This is a genomic window from Streptomyces sp. Da 82-17 (assembly GCF_046098215.1).
In the GTDB taxonomy this organism is placed as follows: domain Bacteria; phylum Actinomycetota; class Actinomycetes; order Streptomycetales; family Streptomycetaceae; genus Streptomyces.
On sequence record NZ_JBJURH010000004.1, the window covers coordinates 152,995 to 171,863 of the forward strand.

Annotated in this window: 23 protein-coding genes; 4 read left to right on the top strand and 19 right to left on the bottom strand. The window is 68.1% G+C overall.

Annotation, left to right across the window (positions count from 1 at the left end):
* Window positions 1-42: 42 nt before the first annotated feature.
* A complete protein-coding gene (locus ACIDOF_RS08390) occupies window positions 43-621 on the top strand; it encodes an HNH endonuclease (RefSeq protein ID WP_409005092.1) in 579 nt (192 codons plus the stop codon).
* Between the two features lie 31 nt (window positions 622-652).
* On the opposite strand, the gene ACIDOF_RS08395 is transcribed toward ACIDOF_RS08390, so the two are convergent.
* The 9 genes from ACIDOF_RS08395 to ACIDOF_RS08435 form a co-directional block, all read right to left on the bottom strand.
* Window positions 653-976 carry a hypothetical protein gene (locus ACIDOF_RS08395; RefSeq protein ID WP_409005093.1) on the bottom strand — a complete coding sequence of 108 codons (324 nt, stop codon included), beginning with the start codon at window positions 974-976 and terminating at the stop codon, window positions 653-655.
* Window positions 970-1,410 (bottom strand): hypothetical protein, encoded by a 441-nt coding sequence (locus ACIDOF_RS08400; protein WP_409005094.1) that lies wholly within the window; start codon window positions 1,408-1,410, stop codon window positions 970-972. Before ACIDOF_RS08400 ends, ACIDOF_RS08395 begins: the two co-directional genes overlap by 7 nt.
* A 4-nt stretch (window positions 1,411-1,414) precedes the next feature.
* Window positions 1,415-1,681 (bottom strand): hypothetical protein, encoded by a 267-nt coding sequence (locus ACIDOF_RS08405; RefSeq protein ID WP_409005095.1) that lies wholly within the window; start codon window positions 1,679-1,681, stop codon window positions 1,415-1,417.
* Window positions 1,681-2,670: a major capsid protein gene (locus ACIDOF_RS08410; RefSeq protein WP_409005096.1), complete on the bottom strand. Its 990-nt coding sequence runs from the start codon at window positions 2,668-2,670 to the stop codon at window positions 1,681-1,683. Before ACIDOF_RS08410 ends, ACIDOF_RS08405 begins: the two co-directional genes overlap by 1 nt.
* A 60-nt stretch (window positions 2,671-2,730) precedes the next feature.
* On the bottom strand, window positions 2,731-3,339 hold the full coding sequence (locus tag ACIDOF_RS08415) for a hypothetical protein (RefSeq protein WP_409005097.1): 609 nt from the start codon (window positions 3,337-3,339) through the stop codon (window positions 2,731-2,733).
* Between the two features lie 118 nt (window positions 3,340-3,457).
* Window positions 3,458-3,949, bottom strand: coding sequence for a hypothetical protein (locus ACIDOF_RS08420; RefSeq protein ID WP_409005098.1), 492 nt, complete (start codon window positions 3,947-3,949; stop codon window positions 3,458-3,460).
* An 85-nt stretch (window positions 3,950-4,034) separates the two neighbouring features.
* Window positions 4,035-4,202, bottom strand: a complete 168-nt coding sequence (locus ACIDOF_RS08425; protein ID WP_409005099.1) for an Rmf/CrpP fold protein — start codon at window positions 4,200-4,202, stop codon at window positions 4,035-4,037.
* Window positions 4,203-4,212: 10 nt separating this feature from the next.
* On the bottom strand, window positions 4,213-6,471 hold the full coding sequence (locus ACIDOF_RS08430) for a phage minor capsid protein (RefSeq protein WP_409005100.1): 2,259 nt from the start codon (window positions 6,469-6,471) through the stop codon (window positions 4,213-4,215).
* Between the two features lie 34 nt (window positions 6,472-6,505).
* The gene (locus ACIDOF_RS08435) at window positions 6,506-7,294 is read right to left on the bottom strand and encodes a hypothetical protein (RefSeq protein WP_409005101.1); all 789 of its coding nucleotides are present in this window, start codon (window positions 7,292-7,294) and stop codon (window positions 6,506-6,508) included.
* 85 nt (window positions 7,295-7,379) lie between these two features.
* On the opposite strand from ACIDOF_RS08435, the gene ACIDOF_RS08440 reads away from it, so the two are divergent.
* Complete coding sequence (locus ACIDOF_RS08440; RefSeq protein WP_409005102.1) at window positions 7,380-8,390, top strand: hypothetical protein; 1,011 nt, start codon at window positions 7,380-7,382, stop codon at window positions 8,388-8,390.
* A gap of 875 nt (window positions 8,391-9,265) precedes the next feature.
* Here ACIDOF_RS08440 and ACIDOF_RS08445 read toward each other — a convergent pair.
* Together ACIDOF_RS08445 and ACIDOF_RS08450 are read right to left on the bottom strand one after the other, a co-directional pair.
* Entirely contained in the window at window positions 9,266-9,718 is a 453-nt protein-coding gene (locus tag ACIDOF_RS08445; protein ID WP_409005103.1) for a cupin domain-containing protein, read from the bottom strand.
* Complete coding sequence (locus tag ACIDOF_RS08450; protein WP_409005104.1) at window positions 9,715-11,280, bottom strand: phage portal protein; 1,566 nt, start codon at window positions 11,278-11,280, stop codon at window positions 9,715-9,717. The genes ACIDOF_RS08445 and ACIDOF_RS08450 overlap by 4 nt, the downstream gene beginning before the upstream one ends.
* Here ACIDOF_RS08450 and ACIDOF_RS08455 point away from each other — a divergent pair.
* On the top strand, window positions 11,279-11,854 hold the full coding sequence (locus ACIDOF_RS08455; RefSeq protein ID WP_409005105.1) for a hypothetical protein: 576 nt from the start codon (window positions 11,279-11,281) through the stop codon (window positions 11,852-11,854). The two genes, ACIDOF_RS08450 and ACIDOF_RS08455, sit on opposite strands and share 2 nt — an antisense overlap.
* On the opposite strand, the gene ACIDOF_RS08460 is transcribed toward ACIDOF_RS08455, so the two are convergent.
* Window positions 11,807-13,090: a PBSX family phage terminase large subunit gene (locus tag ACIDOF_RS08460; RefSeq protein WP_409005106.1), complete on the bottom strand. Its 1,284-nt coding sequence runs from the start codon at window positions 13,088-13,090 to the stop codon at window positions 11,807-11,809. The two genes, ACIDOF_RS08455 and ACIDOF_RS08460, sit on opposite strands and share 48 nt — an antisense overlap.
* On the bottom strand, window positions 13,090-13,539 hold the full coding sequence (locus ACIDOF_RS08465; RefSeq protein WP_409005107.1) for a hypothetical protein: 450 nt from the start codon (window positions 13,537-13,539) through the stop codon (window positions 13,090-13,092). Before ACIDOF_RS08465 ends, ACIDOF_RS08460 begins: the two co-directional genes overlap by 1 nt.
* Before the next feature lie 348 nt (window positions 13,540-13,887).
* Here ACIDOF_RS08465 and ACIDOF_RS08470 point away from each other — a divergent pair, with 348 nt between their 5' ends.
* Window positions 13,888-15,261: an ATP-binding protein gene (locus ACIDOF_RS08470; RefSeq protein WP_409005108.1), complete on the top strand. Its 1,374-nt coding sequence runs from the start codon at window positions 13,888-13,890 to the stop codon at window positions 15,259-15,261.
* Between the two features lie 52 nt (window positions 15,262-15,313).
* On the opposite strand, the gene ACIDOF_RS08475 is transcribed toward ACIDOF_RS08470, so the two are convergent.
* From ACIDOF_RS08475 to ACIDOF_RS08500, 6 genes are read right to left on the bottom strand one after another with little or no spacing between them, the layout of a single operon-like run.
* Complete coding sequence (locus ACIDOF_RS08475) at window positions 15,314-16,108, bottom strand: hypothetical protein (protein ID WP_409005109.1); 795 nt, start codon at window positions 16,106-16,108, stop codon at window positions 15,314-15,316.
* A gap of 27 nt (window positions 16,109-16,135) precedes the next feature.
* The gene (locus ACIDOF_RS08480) at window positions 16,136-16,600 is read right to left on the bottom strand and encodes a hypothetical protein (RefSeq protein WP_409005110.1); all 465 of its coding nucleotides are present in this window, start codon (window positions 16,598-16,600) and stop codon (window positions 16,136-16,138) included.
* Window positions 16,597-16,785, bottom strand: coding sequence for a hypothetical protein (locus ACIDOF_RS08485; RefSeq protein ID WP_409005111.1), 189 nt, complete (start codon window positions 16,783-16,785; stop codon window positions 16,597-16,599). Before ACIDOF_RS08485 ends, ACIDOF_RS08480 begins: the two co-directional genes overlap by 4 nt.
* Complete coding sequence (locus ACIDOF_RS08490) at window positions 16,782-17,030, bottom strand: hypothetical protein (RefSeq protein WP_409005112.1); 249 nt, start codon at window positions 17,028-17,030, stop codon at window positions 16,782-16,784. The genes ACIDOF_RS08485 and ACIDOF_RS08490 overlap by 4 nt, the downstream gene beginning before the upstream one ends.
* Window positions 17,027-17,836 (bottom strand): hypothetical protein, encoded by an 810-nt coding sequence (locus ACIDOF_RS08495; protein WP_409005113.1) that lies wholly within the window; start codon window positions 17,834-17,836, stop codon window positions 17,027-17,029. Before ACIDOF_RS08495 ends, ACIDOF_RS08490 begins: the two co-directional genes overlap by 4 nt.
* Complete coding sequence (locus ACIDOF_RS08500) at window positions 17,833-18,795, bottom strand: mucin-2 (protein WP_409005114.1); 963 nt, start codon at window positions 18,793-18,795, stop codon at window positions 17,833-17,835. The genes ACIDOF_RS08495 and ACIDOF_RS08500 overlap by 4 nt, the downstream gene beginning before the upstream one ends.
* Between the last annotated feature and the right edge of the window lie 74 nt (window positions 18,796-18,869).

The following is an 18,869-nucleotide window of genomic DNA, read 5'->3' on the forward strand; positions in this document are numbered from 1 at the left end:
TCTGGTACGGGCAGCCCCTTCGCGCTGCTCTAGGATCTCGCTATGGCTCAAGGTCGACCAGATATCCCAGCTGAACTGAAACGGGCCGTTCTCGTCGAGGCAGGCCACCGGTGTGCAATCCCAACGTGTCGGCAAACGCCAGTCGAACTTGCGCACATTACGGAATGGGCGAAGGTCAAGGAGCATACATTCGACAATCTGATCGCTCTTTGTCCCACTTGCCATACTCGCTACGACAAGGGCGACATCGATAGAAAGTCGATGCTTCAATACAAGTCGAACCTTGCCATCCTCCGCCACAGGTATACAGACATCGAGCGGCAGCTCTTGAAGGCGTTCGTTCGAAAACTGCAAGAAATGGATGAGCAGTTCAAAGGGCGAGGATTTCCGCCGTACGACTGGAAGGAGCCGGGGCTGGTTGGTTTCGGGAATCTGAGAATCCACGATGAAATGTGGTGGACCGTATCAAACCTTCTCGATGATGGCCTCATCGAGTTCCGCGAGGAGACGATGGCTGTGCTGGCCGAGCAGGAGCGGCAACGTCATGCGAAGGTAATTCTTCTCACCGAAAAAGGCCGTGAGTTCCTCACGCATTGGATCAAGGCGGAACCTATCGCTTAGCAGAATCCTGCCTATGCGAGGCTTGCCGGGGTCATTGGCATTTCAGTTCCGTGCATGCGGGCACGGGCAGCCCCGGCGCAGTGTGTCGTGCGGCACTGATGGCGGTTGCAGTGCGGCCGTCGGGCAAGGTGATGCGGGAACCAGGCGGGCAATCCAGATCGGGGCTGGCGATGATCTGCGCAGTTGCGATCACCTTTCGCCCCTCCGGGTCGGTGATCTGCTCGCACACGGCGGCGACCAGGGCGGGTATGCCCACAACCTGTGGACCGAATCGCGGGCCGTAGGCCGAATCGCCGAGGTACGGCTCGACGGCGATCCGGTGCCGCAGCAGCCGGCCCGGTACGCGGCTCACCATGGCAGTTCACGATCCGGCGGACACGGCGCCTCGCCGACGCCGAACACGTCGCCGGGCAGCAGGCCCGCGGTGCGCAGCGTCCGGTACGCGCGCGGGGCGAGCTCAACGCTGTTCACCATGGGTGGCGAGGGCGGGCTGCTGCGCCCGGAGAGGGACACGGGGCCGATGCTGACCGAGTCCCACACTTCGGCTGTGCCGGTGCCGTCCTCGCCGGTCGCGAGGCAGTATTCGACCTGCGCGCAGACCGCGCTCGCCAGTGCGGCCCGGATGCGGGCCTCGGCCGGATAGCCCATCTCGTCCGTGGCGTAGACCGCGGAGAGCAGGGCTGCGTCGACGTCCTCGGATGCGCGGGCGATCAGCCGCTCGGCGTCGTTGGGCACGTTGGTGGCGAGGTAGGCGACGAGCTGGTCGCGCGTGGCGTAGACGCGTCCCACACGATCACCCCTCGTCGGCTGTGTCCTTGGCGGTGCCGCGCGGCTTGCTGCGCGGGCGCGCCGGCTTGGGCGGCGTCGACGGGCCGTTCGCCACGAACCCGGCGGGCACGCGCTCGCCGTCGGGGTTGATCGTGTAGCCGTGGCGGCGGAAGTACAGCAGGGCACCCGGTGGCGGGTCGTCGACGACGGCGCGGCCGGCCACGAACGGCACGCCCGCAACAAGCCCTGTGTGTCCGGTCGTCGGGGCAGTGATCTCGTAGCGCACGGTCATCACTTGACCTTGATGTTCCGCAGCACCGCCGCGGCCTTGGTGCGCTTGAGCGCGACGGCGACGGGCCCGAGCTCGACCTCGCCGGTCTTGACGGCGCCGGCGGTCTCGAAGTCCGGCAGCCACTGCCGCACGAGGTTCGAGCCGACGGTGCTCACGCCGTGGAACCCGTCGAGCCCCAGGCGCACCGCGTACAGGTCCGACAGGCCCGTGCCGAGCCCGTCGCGGTCCTCGACCGGCACGACCGGATCACTCGAACCGGCCTTCTCGCCGAGGTCGACGAACGGAACACCGCCGTAGCTCTCGACGGTCTGTCCGAACGCGTCCTCGCTGCGCGTGTAGTAGCCGGCCCGCCGGGCGAGGGACCGCACGCGGGCAATGGTGCGCTTGTTGCCGAGGATCGCGGTCGCGGGACCGTCGAGCAGGCTCAGCCACTCGTCGAGGACGTCGAGCGCGTCGTGCGTCGCGGCCCGGTCATCGCCCAGAGCGGTACCGGTCCAGTCGCGTACGGTCTCGGCGCCCATCTCCGTCGAGCTGCCGGCGAGGGCGACGTCGAGGCCGTCGAACCCGGTCTCGGCACCAGGGGTGTTGTCGCGCTTGCCGTTGATGACCTGGTCACTGAAGAACGCACGCGCGCCCTTCACTGCCTGGCCCATCTGCAAGGCAACCTCGTCGGTCGCGGCCGGCCCGATGTGCGCGAGCACCCGGTCGACCTTGAACGCGCCACCGAGCGGGGCGAGGTCGACGGTGTAGCGGGCGCGGCGGGCCTCGTCGATCCCGTACTCGGTGTTGTAAGGGCGGAAGGCTGCGCCCCGTTCCTCGACCACGCGCGTGTAGCCGTAGGTGAGGGTGGCGCCGCCGCCGGCGGGGTTCACGCTGTTGTCGAAGGTCAGGTTCTCCAGCAGCCAACTCGACTTGCGGAACTCGTCGATCAGGGTCATGTCGATGTCGTCGAGCGTGTTCAGGCGCGCTTCGGCGAGCGTAATCGCCATGGTGCGGACTCCTATTGAGTTGTCGGTTCGGTCGGGTCTGCGGTTGGTGCGCGGGGCCGGTCAGCCGCCGAGGCGGGCGGCGATGGCGTCGTGCAGGGTGGCCGGGCGCCGCTCGGCGGACGGCGGCCCGTTGAACTGCGCGCCCGCGCGCGGCGGTGCCTGCGTGGCGCGGTACAGGTCCGGATCGGCGTCAACGGCCGACTTGATCGCGGCCGCGAGTTGCTCGCCGAACTTCGCCTCGTCAGGGTCGAGTTCGGACACAGCGGCAAGGAACGAGCGAGAGTTCAGCAGCCGGTCGGCGCGCGCCCCGGACTCGCCCGCGGCCTGGTGGGCAGCGAGCTCGACGCGCGCCGTACGGAGCTGCGCGGCAAGGTCGCTGATCTGCTGATCGCGCTCGGCCACGGCGTCGGCGAGCTGCGCCGGGGCCTGCCCGCCCTCGCCCCCGTCCGGGTTGAGGGCTTGCTGCACGGCGTCGAGCGCGGTCTGTAGCTGCTCGGCGCGCTCGGCCTGCTCCGTGGCGCGCTGCTCGGCGTCGGCGAGCTGCTGCTCAGCCGCCGGGTCCGGCGCGGTGGAGGGAGTCTGGGCGGCGGGCATGCTGTCGCTGCCCTGCTGTGTGCCTTGGTCGCCCGCGGACGGGGTGGCGGCGGTAGGCGGGGTGGTTTCAGGCATGGGTGATCGGCCCTCCGTGGAGAGGTGGCAGGGAACGCAAAGAGGGCCCGCCGGGCAGTGGCGGGCCCTTCGGATTCGTTTCTTATGGTTGCCCTCGTGGGAAGACATCACGAGTGCGTTAAGGCTTCATTTCGGCACGAATTACGCTTTCGAGTTCTTTGTGTGCCTGAACTACCCTATCTGCGATATCAGATAGGGACATGCGCTGCTGGATGCTCTTCTCATCGTCGACGGCCTGACCGTCTTCACGGAGCCGTTGATGGTGAGGTCTCGCCTCAAGAACAAGCAGCCGGTTGAACTCGTGAATAGTGCTCGATAGACGATTGATGCGCTCGTGTACGCTGTCGCTCGCTACGACGCGAACTTGGCTCATCAATCGGTCTAGCTCCTCGTCTTCTGTCTCCTTCAACTCCGCGAGTGGATGCGTTGACGAATCCCTCGCGTTGTCAGCGAACCGAGCCGTAGCTCTCAGCAGGTCAGCATAAATTACGACTAGCTGCTCTGCACGTACGCTCTTTCGCCGCATTCGCTCAGCCGCAATCGGCGCCAGAAGAGTGCCCAAGAGAGTTCCAGCGATACCGACGATGCCGACCCAAGCTGTCGCGTCCAATTCCTCGCCACCTTCCCGCGGCAAACCAATGCCATTCTCAACGAGAAGAACCAGCCGTGAGAAACGGCTTTGGTGTGCTGGGCTATTACTCGGCGGTGCGGTCTGCTGTGCTGTGGCCCGCGGCGTAGCCGCGGACCCAAGCCAGGCGCAGCGCGGAGTCGGCGGGGTGCGGGCAGTCGGTCGGCGGGCGCTGCTCGCGTGCCGCGTTCTGGCCGTCCTGGTGGGCGCGCACGGCGTCCTCGCGAAATCCCACGGTGCCCCCTCTACTGCTTGCGACGCTGGTCGTTGGCGGAGTTGCGGGCCGTCTCAGCCGCGCTGCTGCGCACCCCGGTTACCTGCTCGGTGAACTCGGCGAGCGTGATGCGCGGTGATTCCTCCGACCAGAAGCGTATGAGGTCTTCGGACGCGCGGGCGTAGGCGACGTGCGCCGGCCCCGAGAACAGGCTGCGTGGGTCGACGCCGGCGGCCTCGGCGCGGTGGTTGAGCATGTGCCCGCGGGTGGCTTCTTCGGCGGCGAGCCACTGCAAGTAGACGTGCTCGCGGTACATCTCGCGTATCTCCTCGCGGGTGTACGCGATCTGCGCCTCGCGTTCGGCGAGCTCCTTCTCGTACGCCCAGCGCTCGGCGGCGGACATGTGCTCGGTGCCGTCGGGGCCCTTGGTGACGTCGCGCCCGTAGGCACCCCACTCGTCCGAGTCTGCCGGTGGCGGGTCGTCGAGGTGCAACGGTGCCATGGCGGCGGCGAGCGCGGCCCGGTTGGCGAGGTGATCGGCCACGGTGCCGCCGGTCGCCATGACGGGCGGTGCGACGGGGTGCCTGCGGTCGAGTTCGGAGGCGATGTGCGCGGCCTGGTCGGGCGAGGCGTAGCGCATGGCCCATCCGAGCAGGTCGTCGCCGAACGGGAAGAGATCGGCGGCGAGTTGCCCGGCGGGGAACAGGGCGGCGAGCAGTTGCCGCCGGTCGGCCTCGGCTGCGATGGCGGCGAGCTCGGCGGCGTCGGCGAGGCGGGCGCGCTGGGCGAGCTGCTCGTCGGACAGGCCCACCATGTCGGGCCGTACCTCGGGCAATCGGGCGGCGACGTCGCGCCGGTCGAGCTCTGCGGCGATTCGCAGCACCTGCTCATCGTCGAGGTGCGGCAGCACGCGGCCGAGCTCGGTGTCGGAGAACTGCGAGAGGTCATCGACGAGTTGTCCGCCGGGTCGGACACGGTCGAGCAGCGCCTGCTCGTCGCGCCGGTCGAGCTCGGTCGAGGTCCGGTCGAGGTCGCGGCCGTCGAGCAGGCCGGTACCGATCGCGTCGGCGACCTGCTGCTCGCTCATCTCCGCAGGGGTCTGTTCGTCGCCCGCGCGGACGCGGGCCGCCTCGACGGCGGCCTGCGTCGGGGCGAGCCGGTCTTCGGGCAGGTTGCCGGCGCCGATCCGTTCGCGCTCGCGCTTGCGACGCAGCCCTGGATTCTCGGCGAGGTGATGGCGCATCGCGCCCTGCCACTGGCGCACCTTCGCCTCGGCTGCGCGCTTCGCCTCGGGAGTGACCGCAGCGGCGGCCCGCTTCTTGTGCTTGCGGATGTTCCGCTCGATCGCGCGCTGCCGCTGCCCGGCCTCATAGCCCGAGCCGTCCGAGCGCATCGGTGGAACGAGCGATGAGACACCGGGGATGTACGCGGCAATGCTGTGGCGGCAGTTGGGATGTTGGAAGCCCGCGAGTCGCGCCTCTTCGAGGGTGCCCTGCACGACGACCGAGAGCATATTGCCGTCCTCGATGGCGTGCTCGACCTCGACCGTGCGATGACCGGCGGGCCCGTCGATGGCAAGGAGCTTGCCCTCCCACGGGCGGCACAGCGGGCACTCGCGCGGCGCGTTCGAGACGAGCACCAGGTCGAGGCCGGCCTCGGTCAGAGTGCGGGTGTGCGCCTCGACGGCGGCGCGGCCGGTCGCGGTGCGTACGGCCATCTCCGCGTACGAGGTGAGTTGCCAGCGGCGGCCGGCCCGGTCGGTGAAACCGGATATGCCGCGGTCGGCGAACTGCCTCATGGCGTCCTGCGTCGCCTGCCTGCGCGTGCCGATGCCGAGCAGTGGCGTAGCCGTCACGCGGGCGACGACCTCGCGGAAGCCGTCAACGACGGCCCGAAGAATGCCGCGGTGCGTCGCGGTGACCACGTCCAACGTCTCAACAGCGAGGCGGTCGACGGCCTGCGCGTTGGGGGCGATCTCGTCGACCAGGCGCCGGGCCCGATCGGGCAGGGCGCCGAGTTCGGCGACTGCGGCCCGGTGCCCGCGGTTGTAGGACTCGGCGACCACGTCGAACACCTCAAGGGACACCGCGCGGCCGAGCTCGTCGACGACGGCCTGCGCGGCACGGCGTAGCGGCTGGATCGCGGCGAGCTTGCGCTGTGCCCAGCCGGGCGCTTCGAAGCCGTCGGCGAGTTGCCGCGCGACGAGCTGCAAGAGCTGATCTTCAGCGTCCGCGTACAGATCGCGGGTGACGTCGGCGAGGTCCTCGACCAGTTCGGGGGAGACAGGCATGCGCTCACCTCCCGCGGCCGAGACGGATCAGCCGTTACGCGCCTGGGGGACTTGCGATCGATTCCCGTACCGTGCGGACGAAGACTGCCCTGTGCTCTTCAGTGACCTGGATGTTGCGCCTAAAGCCCTCGAGGAACTGGGAGCTCTCGCTGGTGACCTCGTCCCCGAGCTCATTGAGGATCGTCGCCCTGCGGATCCACTCTTGCGCATCTTCCATGGAACTCTCCGCGCTTCCTACCAGCTCCTCCAAATCCTCTATGGAGTACAGCTCTTGCAGTGTCTGCAAGTCGTTGGCGTGGCGGAGAACCTCGTTCAGACGCTCGAGCGGAAGGTCGGGGGAGACCTCCTGAACTCGTCGGGCCTGTGCCTGAACACGAGCAAGTGCCGCCCTCATGTAGTCGCCGAACTTGTCCTCCTGCTTGATGTTCTCCAGGGTCGCTTCGGAGATTGTTTGAGCGGCTTGGGATACCTCGTCGGGCCCGAGAACTTCAATACGCTTCGCTCGCTCCAGCATGCGCTCGGCTGCTCGGCCCAGTTCAGCGCGTAGCTCGTCGTGCCGACTCTCATCTGTCGGCCGGGACAACTCTTTTCGCATACGGGTGCATTCGTCCCATGCATCGAGGAACCCCTCGCAGGTGGCGAGACGTTGTTGCCGCAGCCAGTGAGCTTGCTCATTTGCAGCTTGGTCCTGTGTCTGGCCGCGCACAGCCTCGGCGCTCCGGCGCGCTCCGGCCTTCGTGGCCCAGACCGTGCCAGCGGCCCCCAGCATCGAGCCGAGGACCCCACAACCTGCCGCGATCAGTGCGACTGTCCCTTCATCCACAACACGTCATCATGCACGAGGAGTTGGGGAGATGCCCCGGATTGGACGGCATGGATTGTCAGTGGTGCTCGGTACGGTCGTGAGTATGACCTCTGCGCAGATCACGCCCGGCGACGTCCTCACCCGTGAGCAGCTGAACGCACTGTTTGGTGGCTCGGGTCAGGGCGGCATCATCCCGTCGAAGACGAGCAACACAATCCAGCTCTTCACGGATCACGACAGCGGCAAGGACTACGGCTACCAGGATGGTTGGCTCGCCGAAGAAGACGAGAAGGGCCCGATCTTCGAGTACACCGGACAGGGCGTCGAAGGTCATCAGACCCTGAAGCGCTTCAACGGGGCTGTACTCAACCACGCTGCGGCAGGGCGCACCCTGCGCGTGTTCGTCTGCGTCGGATACGTCAACGGTCGCGACGGAACGAAGGAGCACCGGTACGTCGGCGAGTTCAAGCTCGACGACGACGAGCCGTTCGTGCGGCGGCAGGCGCTCGACCAGAACAAGGACCTGCGATGGGTCTACGTCTTCCGACTGCGCCCCGTGGCTCCGGTCGAGCAGCTCCCGGAGGACTTCGTTCCCGCCGCGTCCGATGACGTCATCGAGACTCTGCCGGCCGTGCCGACTGGTGACCCCTCGCTCTTCGAGCTCAAGCCGGCGGAGTCCACCAGCGGGCAGGCAACCAAGCCGGAGAAGAACAGCAAGAAGAAGGTGACCCGCAAGGCCAGCGACGCCGTCGAGGTCACGCGCCGCGAGGCGGAGCTGAGCGACCGGTTCCTTGCCTTCCTCAAGAGCCAGGGGCACAAGGTCGACCGCTTCAAGATCCGCGTACGGGGCCTGACCTCAACGTTCTGGACGGACCTGTACGACGCGACCGACAACGTGCTCTACGAGCTCAAGGGCAGCAGCAGCCGCAACGCCGTCCGAATGGCCATAGGGCAGCTTCACGACTACAGCCGCCACATCCCTCCGAAGGACGCGCGCCTCGTCGTCCTGCTCCCCGAACGGCCGGTCGACGACCTCGCCGAGCTCGTCGCGCACGCCGGCATGGCGCTCGTGTACGAGGACGGTGACAAGTTCGTCGGGTGGCCCGTCGCCTAGTGGTAGGGGCAGTTGGTCGGCCTTCAGGGTGTGGCGTAGCGGCTGGATCGCGGCGAACGGGTGTTGCGCCCACCCTCGGGCGGCTCGTAGCGGCCGGCCAACTACCTCGGTGATGATGCGGAACGCTCGGTTCTCGGGGCGGGTGAGCTTCGCCCGTATCCTTGAATGAGTACGACCAGCGCGCCAGTGCCGCGGTAGCGGCAGGTGGGCAATCGTGCACTTAACGGACACCGCCCTCGCTGAGCGCGTGACTTGCGTCACGATGCTGTGCGACGAGGCCTGGTGTAACGCTCGCTTGATCTTGGAATCTGCGGGCGAATAACTGATTCGGTATTAATTTCTAAGGCTCATTAAAGGTTTCTTCCAAAATCCGATGCTCCATAGTTCTTGTCGTCCTGTGATTCCAAGGTCGAGGCGTCCCTGGATGTGGCAGGCTGTGCGGCAACGTGTTGCGCGCACACGCTTCCCCCCTGGCGAGACGTTGTCTCCAACTCACCTAAGGAAGCGTCGACTTGAAGAGGAACAATTCAGATGGACCCCGTCGGCGAGAGGATCTCGTCGTTCGGCTCCCGCGCCCCTCGGTTCGCTGGAGCGCGATCAGCGGTGGTGGCATCACCCTGGCGATTGCCACGGGGCATGTTCAGGAACCCACCACGGTATGGGCGTTGGTGACCATTGGAGCAGTCGGCCAGTTCTGCGATGCGATCCTCGCATGGGCCGAAGCGCAACGAATGAGCAACACAGGTGCTAGCGGCTCGAGTTCCTAACGAGTCATGGTGGCCCGCTGGGCCTCGGTGAGGACGCGGTCGACCTGGACCGCACCCCTTCGTTGTCCCAGCCGGAGTGCAGGGGTGCACGCTGGGACGGTGCACGGGTCAGCTCTCGGAGAGTAGACGGAAGTCGTCGTACGAGAATCCTGGTGAGACGACGGTGCTCACGAGGACTTCGTCGCAGCCGGCCGGTTCGGCTCGCTGCCAGACCCCGGCCGGCACGACGACCTGCGGCTGCTGACCGGCCTCGACGTCGGGGCCCAGAACGACCGTCGTCGTCTGCTCGCCCGGGGTCTTGCCGGTGCCTCCCATGGTCAGTCGCAGGGGGCCGCCGCGGTGCCACAGCCACAGTTCCGGTGAGCGCACCGTGTGCCACGCGGATTCGTCGGCGGCGGTCAACAGGAAGTAGATCGCGGTCGCGGTGGCGCGGGGGCCGGGGTAGCCGGCGGGGTGCAGCGTGATGTCGCTGCGCCACGTCTGCCGGAACCAACCGCCTTCGGGGTGCGGCCGGAGATCGAGCAGTCTGGCCGTGGCTGGCCTGTCTATCGTCGTCGTCATTGGTTCTCACTCTCAAGGGGGTTGGCGTCCGGCTCCGCCGGTATGGCGGGGGCGCCGGTGATCGGGTCGGGCACGGCCGTGCCGCTCTCCTCGTGGATGCGGTCGACCTCGGCCCGCACCTGCTGCTCGTCCCAATCGGGGTGCAGGATGCGCACCTTCGTGTCGGTGCTCGCCGCCTCGGCCTGCGCGAGCAGAGCGAGGGTCTGCGCGGTGCTCTGCGGGTCGGCACTGACGCTGTCGCCGAACTGGACGTTCGGGCGCTGCTCGCCGCTCACGGTGGAGTAGCCGAGCAGCCGGTCGAGCCGGAGCATGACGTGCAGCATGTCGGCGAGGGCCGGGGCCCAGTAACGGCCCTTCACGTCGCGGGTCATCATGCTGCGCCGCTCACGGGCGTTGACCTCGGTAGCGGTCACGGCTGGGGCGTCGCCGCGGCCGAAGGTCTGCGCGCTGTAGCTCGCCGACTCGACGGCCTGGCGCACGATCGCCTCGGCGGTACGCACGTGCTCGTCGACCCTGATCGCGAACTGCGACAGCGTGATGCCCGAGCCCTGCTCGGTGGGCGGGATCGCGAGTGGCGTCCAGATCTCGCGGTCCTCGTCGAACGAGGCGCCGCGGCCGGGCCCGTTGTCGCGCACGTACCCGTCGGGCACGATCAGCCGGGCGCGGGCGAGGCGGATGTCGCGCATCCAGCTCGACCACGTCGTATCGAGCGCGTCGAACAGGTCATACAGCGGGGCGGCGTAGTCGGAGCGCCCGAGGTCGCTGCCCCGGTGGCGCCGGTTGGGGCCGATGTTCGGCACGTACGCGGCGGTGAGCGCGTCGGGCAGGCCGGTCTCGATGGTGTCGCCCTGCTCGCCGAGTGAGCCGGCGAGGTCGGCGACGCCGGGGTGCTCGGTGAGCGGCACCCGCGTGCCGAGCCGGTCGGGGCTGCCCTGGTAGAGGCCGTGCAGGATCGCGCCGCGCTCGTGCCGCTCCAAGTGCCGCCACACGGTGGCCGAGTCGCTCGGCAGCTCGTGCCAGAACGTGACCGCGGTCAGGATGCCGTAGCGGAACTCGGGCAGCGCGCAGTCGGCATGGACCACGGTCAGCAGCGGCCGGTCTACGAGCTCGCGATCCCAGGTGACGCGCAGGAAGACCCCGCCGAGTGCGGCGGTGACCTCGGCGGCCTCGATCAGATTGTTCGCGATGCCGCCGGCCTCGGCGAAGTGGTCGAGCCGCTGCTGCGCCGCGCGGTCGTCGACGGTGAACGTCGGAGGCTCGGAGAACAGCAGGGCCGCGCTCGTGCTCGCGATATCCGCGGCGAGCGGGATGTGCATACGGGTCTCGGGCCGCAGCGGCGCCTCGGGCCGTCGGCTCCACAGCCGGCGCCGCCCGTCCCCGCGCCGCGCATGGCGGGCGTAGACGGCGGCGAGCCGATCCGGATCGCCGGAGTACCACGCGTCGTCCACGCGCATCGTGGCGTATTGGTCAGCCCATGCCGGGGGCGGCCACTCGACGCCATTCGCTGGCAAGGGCATGAGGGAGTGGCCTCCTTGGGGCTGGTCAGGAACGGCCGCTGTCATGCACGCTCTTGCGATGGATCAAGGGTTAGCGGCGGTTCTGGGAGCCGGAGTCGGTGTCATCGGCGCAGTTGGCGCGGCGGGGTTGACCTTTCTCGGCGTACGCCACCAGGTGAGGGAGACCGCCAAGAACGAGCGACTGAGAACTGCTCGCGCTGAGAGGGTCGAGGCCTATACCGCACTCACTGCGGCTGCCATGGAAGCCGTGGAAGCAATCACCAACTTGAGGGTCTCCCTTCAGGCTGAGCACGACGACCCGTCGATAGGCCCCGATGGTGACGTAGTCGAAGGTGTAGCGGAGACGCTGGTCAGCCGTATAGACACGGCCGCCAACAGTGTTCAAGAAGCGTCTAGATGTGCGGCAAAGATCCTTGTGCTTGGCCCAATGCCGGCTGCGCAAGCCGCTCATGAGTTAGTGGGCAGCGCCCGCAGCGCCTTCTACGAGGTGACCCATGCATATTCGAGTGGATCACCGGAACCCGGTTGGGAGGACCGGCACGAGGCAAGCATGGCGGCGCTTGCTGAGGCACTAGGCGCATTTGCCGGTGGTGCCGGTGCCCTCGTGGGGGACTCGTAGGAGTTCCGCCGGTCTCAGATTGTGGCGCCATTCGTGCGCGGTGGAGTGCACGACGTAGCGCAACGCGTCGACGCTGTGATCGTTCGCCTTGATCGGCTTGTCCTCGCCTCGGGCGGCTGCCTCTTCGGACCAGGCGTAGCCCGGCAGTTCGCCGAGCAGCCCGTCGCACGAGCGGTGCACGCGCAGCAGCCCGGAATCGAGGGCGGTCGCGGTCGAGCGGATGCCGTCGAGCACGTCGTTATTGGCGCGCGCGATACCGGGATGGCCGTCCGCCCACAGCTGCGTGATGTACGAGGCGGCCGACGGGTCCACGAACGTCCACTCGGGGACGATGCCCTGCTCGTCGAGCCACGCGCGCACAACGCTGCTGTACTGCGCGTCGGTCATCTGCCGGCGAGCCGCTCGCGAGTCGTGGCGCCACTCGCCGACCGCGTACAGCCGGTCGTCGTCGCCGAGGCCGAGCAACACCGCGGCGAACGGGTTGGTCGTGCCGTAGTCGATGCCGAGCCAGTGCCGGCGCATGGCCGGCAGCTCGTCGACGACATGCTGCTGCTCATCCCACATGTCGTAGACGGCGCCCTCGGCGACCACCCACGCGCCGTCAATCATGCGCTTGTGCCACAGGCCGACGTACTCGGCCGAGAGCGCGGCGACGTAGTCAGGCGACAGGCTCGGATTGTCGGCGAGCTTGAAGTGCCAATGCGCGAGGTCGAGTTCGGGCGCGCGGTCAAGATATCCGGCCTTGAGCCAGTGCCTCGGCGAGTCCGGGTTCGTGGTGGCGAGCAGCCGGGCGCCGGGCACGGACAGACGCGCGAGGAGCTGCGTCCAGAAACCCTCGGGCACGAGGGTGGCCTCGTCGACGTAGGCGAGCGCGGCCGTCGCGCCGCGCAGCCGGCCCTCGGCCCGCGCATCGTTCGCGCCGATCAGGTGCACGGTGCGACCCAGCACACTCGCGGTCGTAGCGCCGCGCGTGTGGCGGATCTCCTCGGCGACGTCGCCGAACAGCAGCGGGTCTTGAAGCGGCTCGATGATGTTGCGCTCGATCGTCTGCAACGACCGGCCGCACAACAGGATCAGCCCGCTCGCCGGTGCCCGGCGCACGCCGAGCAGGAACGCCACGAGCGAGGCGATCGACTTGCCCGAGCGGACGCTGCCGTGCCAGATCGATATACGGGTGCTCGACGATTCGCGGATCGAGCGCACTTGCTTGTCAGACAGGGGCAGGGGAGCGGTCATCAGCTCCCCTCTTGGCCACCATCCGACTTCGGCCCGAGCAGGGCGTCGGCGAGCTTGTCGAGCATCGAGCCGCCCTTGCTGCCGTGGCCGGTCGTCCGGGCCAACTCGGCGATACGGGCGTGCACTTCGGTCAGGGCTCGGGCGGCAGTGGCGTGGTCGCGTGCATCGCGCGCGCTCTCCGCCCCGCCGGTCCGGGTCACCTGCCCGAGGGCACCGTCGAGGGCCTCGTCAGCGAGCAGCTCGCGCCGGGCGGCAGCATCGGCCCGCCGCGCCTCGGTGGCGGCGGCGACTCGGGCGCCGCCGGTGAAGGCGAGGCCGAGTTCGCGCGCGATCTTCGAGACCGAGGCGGCGCTGCGGCCGGTCTCTCGGGCGATGGCGTTGCGGGTCTTGCCCTCAGCGTGCAGCCGGCGGACCTGTTCGCGGTCCCGGTCGGTGATCGGCTCGGCCATGGCGTCACCTCCCGGCGGACATGCGTACGCCCCGCCGACGGGGGGAAGCGGCGGGGCGTACGTGTAGTGGGGCGTTTCCCGGCATGCCGGAGACGGCCCCAACAATAGGTCACAGAGTGATAACGGCGCAAGTGGCCGACGGGCGAGAGGTTGCGGCTTCGCGGCAGATGGTCGACGGCTTCAGGGTGCGGCGTTCACCGGCGGGCCTTGCTCTCAGGGGAAACGCAAAGTGCGAGACGCTGCACGCAGCGTCACTGTAGGCTTCTCCTTTGGGGTTGGAGTTTAACTGTGAAGTCTGGCCATTTAGATGCTTCCATTAGTTTGAAATCGACCGGAAGAGGGGGATCGGTGTTCGATACGGTAGTTATCGCGCCGGATGAGAAGCAGCGTCTACTCGCGCAGAATGAGGGTCATTTCCTCGACTTTAAAGATCGAAGGATTGCGCCTGGGAAGATTGCTAGGGCGGTCTCTGCATTCTGCAATGCGGATGGTGGCGACTTGTACGTCGGGGTATCTGAGTCGCCGCAGGGGGGGATGTTTACGTGGGATGGGTTCTCGGACCCTGAGGATGCTAATCAGCTTGTGCAGGTGCTGGAGGAAGTCTCGCCCTTTGGGACGGATATCGACGGCGAGTTCCTTAGCGTCGAGGGGGAGGTTGGGTTTGTCCTCCATGTTAACGCGCGTAAGTCCCGCGTTATCAGGAAGACGACGGAGGGGAAGATCTATAAGCGGCTTGGGGCGCAAAACTCTCCCGTCGTGAAGGAGGAGCAAATTCTAGCCCTCCGTCGCCAAAAGGGAATCGAGTCCTTCGAGGCTGAGACGCTGCCGATCGGTCTAGATGTTGTCACGAACTCTGAAGCGATCATCGAGTACCTCCTTACGGCCATTCCCGTGGCGGAGCCTGAAACCTACTTGTACAAACAACACCTCATCACGGAGGGAAAGCCTATTGTGGCGGCTTCCCTCTTGTTTGCTGATGAACCGCAGGCGTGTTTGCCGAAGCGTTGTGGGATCAAAATCTACCGCTATAGCAGTGAGGAGCAATCTCGTGATCGTCTAGTCGAGGATCCGGTCACGATCGAAGGTCCCCTCTACAAGCAGATCTACGGCGCCGTAGATCGGACGATCGAAATCGTGGCTTCCGCCGCTTTCCTTGACGAGGACGGACTGCGGAGCGTGAGGTATCCACAAGAGACCCTCCACGAGATCATCACTAATGCTGTCTTGCATCGGGACTACTCCATCACGGATGACGTGCACGTAAGGATCTTCGAGAATAGGGTCGAAATCCAAAGCCCCGGACGTCTCCCCGGCCATATCACGGTAAACAATATTCTAGATGAGCGGCTCAGCAGGAACCCCAACTTGGTGCGCCACCTGAACCGATTCCCAAACCCGCCAAACAAGGATGTCGGCGAAGGTCTCAATACGGCGTTTGAGTCTATGAAGAAGCTAAACCTTAAATCGCCGGAGATTAGCGAGACGGACAATGCCGTTCTTGTCGTCGTTCGGCATGAGAGCCTGGCCTCGCCGGCTCAGCAGGTTGTCGACTATCTGAAATCTAATGACTCCATTCGTAACGAGCAGGCTCGTAAGATGACGGGCATTGACAGCGAAAGCAAGATGAAGAAGATCTTTGAAAGCCTGATCAAGGCGGGGGAAATCGAGCATAAGCCCAAAACGGCGGGGCGTGGTTACGCGTATCAGATTCGGCGCAAGTGAGATGATAGATGCGCGGTAGAGGCTTGCGATTTAATGCGCCTCTATCGCTGATCTATGTGTCGCTCCACGAAGTCCCTGTCGATCCGCTTCTCGCATTGACCGATTTTACGAGACTGAGCAGATCGGAACCCTCCCAAGCACGCCGGCCGCAGTCGTCCAGAGGTACGGGCGCCGTGCAGGCGCGCCCGGTTGAGCAGCAAGCCGTCGGGGCTTGTTCGGGGCCAGTGCGCAGGGTGAGTTCGCCGCCGCAGTATGGGCAGGGCTGATCCGGCAGTGGGGTGGTGCGCGCTTCAAGGCGGAGGGCGCGCAGCAGCCGGTTCTCCGCGCTGCGTGCCGTCCGCCGCGCCTCGTGCAGAAGATGCAGGGGCAAGGGATCGAACGGCGGTGCGGACAGCGTGCCGTCGAGCTGCGGCTCGGGCTCGGTGTCTTCGTCGTGCACGCGCCCCTCGATCCAGACTGCAGCCCAGTGCGGGCCGTGCGCGCGGCTGCCGGGCGAGGTGGGGCTGCGGAACGTCCAGCGGCGCGGGTCGTCGAGATCGGCGTGCTGCACGGCTGCGGCGAGGGTGTCGGCGAGGTCGTACAGCATCCGCTCGATGGCGAGGCCGGTGTCGAGCGCGTCGAGGTTGGCCGGTGCCGGGTGCTCGCGCAGGACGAGCGGCGCCCGGTCGGCGACGACGAGCGGCTCGTCGCCGGTGCTGCCGGTGTGCAGGAACGACCCAGTCTCGCGCGGCGGCCACGTCTCGGCCGGCGGCGGGGTCTCGATCGCGAGCAGCAGCTCGCCCCACAACTCCCGGACTGTGCCGAGGGATTCGGCGGTTTCGTGGCGCGCTATGGCGTACGTGCTCAAGGTCTGGTGCTCCCCTCGTGATGGTGGTCAGCGGGCGGTGCAGGCAAGGGCCTGCGCGGGTGCGACCTCGCCCGCGCACAGGCGCCGGATCGCGTCGGCGTGCTGCCGCTCCTCGCCCGGCAGTGCTTCGCCGAGGGCCTGCGCGAGGCGCTCGGCGGCGGCGAGGCGCTCGGCGAGTTCAGTCACGGTCTCGGCGTGCCGGTCCCGTTCGTCCTCGGCCTCGACGATCGCCTGCTCGGCGGCCTCGACCCGCTTGTGCAGCCGCATGGCCGCGGCCTGCTGTCCGCCGGCGCTGCGCCGGAAGGTGTCGTTCTCGGTGACCTCGGCCTCGACGTCACCGCGCAGTTGGGCCGATTCCTCCGGCGTGAGCATGCCCCGGTCGGCGCGGGCGAGCAGCGCCCGGAAGCGGGCACGGCGGGCGTCCCGCTCGGCCTCGCGTGCGGCTATCCGGCCGCGCCGGGAGTCGGCGGCGCGGGTGGTGCGGCGGTTCATCGGTCGTGGCCTTTCCTCGTGAGTGCGGTACAGGCGGGGCAGCGCGCCGGGCAGACGCTGCGCGTGGTGGACGGGGCCGGTCGGCACAGCGGGCCGGGCGGCCGCCGGCTGGCGTACCGGCCGAGCGCCACGACCGCGACGGCGGCGAGCAGCGCGACCAGGACGAGCACCGGGTCGACGGTCATCGCGCCTGCGCCCCCTTCCCGTGGACACGACGGCGGAGCAGCCGGGCGGCGAGGCGCCGAGCGCGCGGCTCCCGCGCGCGAGGCGCGACCGGTCGCGCGCGTGCGGTGCTGGTGATTTCCCATCCCTCGATGGCGAGGCGGTCGGCGAGCTCGGCGGCGGTGAGGGTGGCGAGGTGCGGGGAGACGTCGAGTGCGTCGGTGAGGTGGGCGGCGATCGTGGCGCGGACCGCGGCCGGGGTGGTCATCGGTGCTGTCCTCCGGTGGTGTGGCGGGCTCGGTTCTCGCGCGGTGTGGGCGGGGTGCGCATGAGGCGGTCGAGCTGGCGGCGGTTGGGCATGGGCCGGTCAGCGGTCGCGGCGCGGACGCGGGCCGGGTGCGGCTCGGGCGTGGTGCACGCGTGGCTCGGCGGGGCGCCGCACTCGGGGCACTGCGCGTGCCGTACGGCGTAGGCGTCGCGGCGCTGGCCGTGCACGGTGCCGCGCAGTTCGCGCCCGCGCGAGGACCTGCACAAGCGGCGTTGGGCGGCACGGCAGTTGGGGCAGTCGACGTCAAGCTCGACGAGCGCGGCCCGGTTGCCCGGCAGGTGCGAGCGCATCGCGGTGCGGGTCTTCTCGTCGACGTACGGGGCCGGTTCCTCGCCGTCGACGGAGCGGCCGACGGCGCCGGCAAGGGCGAGCAGCTTCGCCTCGGACCCGGCGCCGATTGCCTGCGTGATGGTGCGTTCGGGCAGGGCGCCCTCGGCGGCGGCGGTGATCTGTGCGCGGCGCCGGGCGATGAACTGCTCGCCGGTCTCGCCGGGTTGGCCGTCGTAGACCGGGTGGGCTGCGTCGATGCGGCCGGTACGGATGCGGGCGCGCAGGTGCCGTATCTGGGCGACGGTGATCCACTGGTCGGTGTGGGCGTAGTGCTCGGCGACGGCGCCTCGGGTGTCGTCGTCGAGGGGGACGTCGTGCAGGGCGCGGGACCATGCGCGGGCGTCGGCCTCGCCGATGGTGCGGCGGTCGAACGCGGCGCAGTGCGCGAGGAGTTCGGCGGCTTCGGCGGGGGTCACTGTGCTTGCTCCTGTTCGCGAAGACGCGCGGCGAGGTCGAGCCCTTCGCGTACGCGCTGATCGGTGGTGGAGGGCCGAGTGCCGTGCAGGGCAACGACGTTGGGCCCGCGGCCGGTACTTGGCGCGACGGACGGCATGGCAGGCAGGGAGCGCCAGCCGGCCAGGAAGTAGCGCGCGGACCGTGGGCGGGTACGGGCGGCCTGCCACGCGGCGCCGGCGTGGTCGACGAGCACAGCCACGCTGCAGCGTTCGATCAGGGCTTGCAGCAGCACCCACTCGCCCGGGGCGAGCTGCCAGGCGACGACCATTCCGGCGGCGCTCATGGCGTCGACCAACGGCCGTACGGGCTCGGCGATCGGCGGCTCGCCGGCGGGGTGCTCCGGGCTAGCTTGTTTCCCTCTACTTCCGAAGGAAGTAGAGGGGTGTGGCTTGGTGTTGGTTAGGGGGCCTGTGACACCGTCCACAGCGTCACGCTGTGACACTCCTGCCTGACCTGCGGAACCTTCCGGAAACGGGGGTGCGTTCCGCCCGCGATCCGGTTCCGGTCCGTGCTCGTTTCGCGCACGATCCGCGCTCGAATCGTCGCCGATTCCCACCCGCTTTTCGCCGCTGCGGCTCTTGGCCTTGCGCTCCGCGGCAGCCCGGCGGGTCGCCTCGACCTGCGCTCGGGTGGCGTTCCTGCCGCCCTCGAAGAAGTCGTGCACGACGTAGTCGCCGACCGATGGCTGCGGGCAGCGCGGGCAGGTGTGCCCGTGCTCGTGCCACAACCCGACCTTGACCAACTTCGCGGCCTGCGGGCCGGTCCCGTACTGCTTCGCGACCGCCGCAGGCACGGCGCCCTCGGTGAGGTGCTGCGCGCAGTACGCGCCGCAGCGCAGCCACAGACCCAACGCCGCATTGCCCGCGGCGATCACCTTCGGGTGCATGTGCGCGCTGTCGTCGATCTTGAACCACGTCACGGGGCCGGCTCCTTCCTGGGCGCGGGGAGGTGAGGTTCGGGGCGGCCGGCGAGGGCCGAGGGGGTGTGGAGGGG